Genomic DNA, 3,444 nt, shown 5'->3' with positions numbered 1-3,444 from the left:
TGTACACCTCAGTGGACAAAAACCCCCCACACATGGCGGGGGGTCCCCACTTGTCCGGGTGGCGCCCCGCCGGGCCCGGGCTGCGTGCGGGTGGGATCAGAACGCGATCCGCACCTTCAGCGCCGAGCGGTCGTCCATCGCGCGGTAGCCGTCGGGCACACCGTCCAGGTCCACCGTGCGGTCGAAGACCAGGCCGGGCTCGATCGCACCGGAGAGCACGTCGGGCAGCAGCTCGGGGATGTACGCGCGGGCCGGGGCGACCCCGCCGCGCAGCTGGACGTTGCGGTCGAACATCTGGCCGATGTCCACGCCGGCGCTGCCGCCGTGCGGGACGCCGACGTACCCGACCGAGCCACCGTCCCGGGTGATCGAGACCGCGGTGCGCATCGACTCCTCGGTGCCGACCGCCTCCAGCACGGCGTGCGCGCCCTGCCCGCCGGTCAGCTCCCGGACCGCCTCGACCGCCGCCTCGCCCCGCTCGGCGACCACGTCGGTGGCGCCGAACCGGCGGGCCAGGTCGGTCCGCGCGGTGTGCCGCCCGAGCGCGATGATCCGGCCGGCGCCGAGCCGGTGCGCGGCGAGCACCCCGCACAGGCCGACCGCGCCGTCCCCGACCACCGCGACCGTCGCACCCGGCCGCACCCCGGCGCTGACCGCCGCGTGGTGGCCGGTGGCCATCACGTCGGAGAGCGCCAGCAGACCCGGCAGCAGCTTCTCGTCGCCCGCCGCGTCCTTCGGCAGCGCCACCAGGGTCCCGTCCGCGAACGGCACCCGGACCGCCTCGCCCTGGCCGCCGTCGGAGCCGACCGAGCCCCAGAACCCGCCGTGCGGGCACGAGGTCTGCAGCCCCTCCCGGCAGAAGTCACAGGTGCCGTCGGACCACACGAACGGCGCCACCACCAGGTCGCCGGCCCGGAAGCCGGTCACCTGCGCACCGACCTCCTCGATCACCCCGAGGAACTCGTGGCCGATCCGCTGCCCGGGCTTGCGCGCCGCGACCCCGCGGTACGCCCACAGGTCACTGCCGCAGATGCAGGCGTTGACCACCCGCACCACCGCGTCGGTGGGCTGCTGGATCCGGGGGTCCGGCACCTCCTCGATCCGGATGTCGTTGGGGCCGTGGATCACGGTGGCGCGCATGGGGATGTCCTTTACCAAAGCCGCCGCCCAGGGGTGCGGGCGGCGTGGGAGAGCTTCGAGAGGTTGTACGACTGCTCCGCCGTCCACTCTATGCGCAGGTGTGGTGCACGCCACCGCTCGTACCGGTTCGGCCACCGGCGTCGGTGACGGCCCTTAAGCTGGTTGACCATGCACGCGATCCAGTCACCGTGGGACGGCTCCGCCCGGCCTGTTCCGCTCCCGGCGCAGCGCACCGAGGAGCGCGACCGGGGCTTCGCCGTGGTCGACGTCGAGACCACCGGGCTCGGCCGCTCCGACCGGGTCATCTCGGCCGGCGTCTACCAGCTGGACGGGCACGGCGAGGTGACGGACCACTGGTACACCCTGGTCAACCCGGAGCGCGATCCGGGCCCGGTCTGGATCCACGGCCTGACCAGCGCCGTCCTCGCGGGTGCGCCGACCTTCCCGGAGATCGCCGACGAGCTGGCCGACCGGCTGGCGGGCCGGGTGATGGTGGCCCACAACGCGCTCTTCGACTGGAACATGATCTCCCGCGAGTACTCCCGGGCCGGCCGACGGGCCCCCGTCGAGCAGCGGATCTGCACCATGGTGCTGGCCCGCGACCTCGCACTGCCGCTGCCCAACGGCAAGCTGTCCTCGCTCGCCGCGTACTTCGGCGTCCAGCAGCGGCAGGCGCACAACGCGCTGGACGACGCCCGGGTGCTGGCCGAGGTGTTCCGTCCGAGCCTGCGGCTGGCCCGGGAGGCCGGGGTGCCGCTGCCGCTGACCACCTGTGTCGCCGTCACCGACCTCGGCGAGGAGTCCCCGGCGCCGCAGCGCGGCACCTGGAGCTCCTCGTACCGGCCCGCCCGCAAGCGCCCGCCGTGCCCGCACCCGAACCCCGGGCGGTGGGTGGACGGCAAGCCGCTGATGCAGGGCATGCGGGTCGCGATCACCGGCGACACCGCCACCGACCGCGAGCTGCTGGAGGACCGCGCGGTCGAGGCGGGCCTGCACATCGCCACCTCGGTGAGCCGGCTCACCAGCCTGCTGGTCACCAACGAGCCGGGCAGCTGGAGCGGCAAGGCGCGCAAGGCCCGCGAGCACGGCACACCGGTGGTCGGCGAGGACGCCTTCCTCCAGCTGCTGCGCGAGGTCGCGCCGCACCCCGGTGTCTGACGCGGGTGTGAGGTGGGCGTAGCGTGCCGGGTGTGTACCGTTTTCTGCTCTCCCGGCGCTGGGCGATCATCACCCTGATCGCCCTGCTGCTGATCCCCGCCATGATCCGGCTGGGGTTCTGGCAGCTGCACCGGCACGAGGCCCGGGTCGCCCGCAACGAGCTGATCGCGAGCAGCCTGACCGCGCCGCCGGTCGCCTTCGACTCGCTCTCGCCCGCCCCCGGCTTCGCGGTGCCCACCGGGCTGACCTGGCGGACGGTCACGGCCGCGGGCCACTACGACCCGGCGCACGAGTTCGTGGTGCGCGGTCGCACCGAGCCCGGCGGCAGCAGCATCGGGTACTTCGTGGTCACGCCGCTGCAGCTGGCCGACGGCCACGGCGAGGTGCTGGTCAACCGGGGCTGGGTGGAGTCGGGCGCCGACGCCACCAGCTACCCGCCGGTGCCGGCCCCGCCGGCCGGCGAGGTCACCGTGACCGGGCGGATGCGGGCCGACGAGACCACCGCCAGCAGCGGGATCCGGGACCGCGGCGGCCTGCCCGACCGCCAGTACAAGCTGATCAACAGCCACCAGCAGGCCGAGGCGAGCGGCGCGAGCGTGCTCGGCGGCTACCTCGAGCTGGTCTCCACCCGGCCGGACCCCGGCACCGGCCCGGAGCCGCTGGCCGAGCCCGACCACTCCGACATCGGACCGCACATGGCGTACGCGGTGCAGTGGTGGCTGTTCTGCGCACTGGTCCCGGTCGGCCTGGTGGTGCTCGCCCGGCGCGAGGCCAAGGACAACGCCGAACAGGCCCGCACGGCGGCCGAACCGGAACTGGTCGAGGCCTAGTACTGCAACGGTGCTTAACGTGACGAGGCATCAGCTCTTGGGGTGTTGCCTCGTCTCTTGTAGTGGCTGGTCCGGGCCTGGTGCTGGCGTCGTCGGCGCCAGTGGGACCAGTGCAGGACGTGGGCGATGCTTCGGCGAACGGGCCGGGTGAGGTGGGCGATCAGTCGACGGATCTCGGGGACGGTGAGTGGGATCAGGTCTGGCGTTCGAGCCGGTCCGGCCCCTTTTCGAGCTGCTGGGCCCGCATGACTGTCAGGTAGGCGTGGGCGGCCATGGCGAGGGTGATGTGCCGATACCAGCCCGGGTAGCGACGGAT

At 73.4% G+C, this 3,444-nt stretch carries 3 protein-coding genes and 1 pseudogene; 2 read left to right on the top strand and 2 right to left on the bottom strand.

The window, feature by feature from the left end; genetic code table 11:
* Nucleotides 1-96: 96 nt before the first annotated feature.
* On the bottom strand, nt 97-1,140 hold the full coding sequence (locus AC2TEW_RS35250) for a zinc-dependent alcohol dehydrogenase family protein (RefSeq protein ID WP_484627336.1): 1,044 nt from the start codon (nt 1,138-1,140) through the stop codon (nt 97-99).
* Between the two features lie 168 nt (nt 1,141-1,308).
* Here AC2TEW_RS35250 and AC2TEW_RS35245 point away from each other — a divergent pair, with 168 nt between their 5' ends.
* Together AC2TEW_RS35245 and AC2TEW_RS35240 are read left to right on the top strand one after the other, a co-directional pair.
* A complete protein-coding gene (locus AC2TEW_RS35245; protein ID WP_484627335.1) occupies nt 1,309-2,298 on the top strand; it encodes a DEDDh family exonuclease in 990 nt (329 codons plus the stop codon).
* A 32-nt stretch (nt 2,299-2,330) separates the two neighbouring features.
* Nucleotides 2,331-3,128, top strand: coding sequence for an SURF1 family cytochrome oxidase biogenesis protein (locus AC2TEW_RS35240; RefSeq protein WP_484627334.1), 798 nt, complete (start codon nt 2,331-2,333; stop codon nt 3,126-3,128).
* A gap of 193 nt (nt 3,129-3,321) precedes the next feature.
* Here AC2TEW_RS35240 and AC2TEW_RS35235 read toward each other — a convergent pair.
* Nucleotides 3,322-3,444, bottom strand: a pseudogene (locus AC2TEW_RS35235) (IS701 family transposase); the annotation flags it as partial.

The organism is Kitasatospora sp. NEAU-CNBT7 (assembly GCF_057220535.1).
Note: the sequence above shows the minus strand (reverse complement) of the source record. Positions and strands in the feature narration are given on the sequence as shown.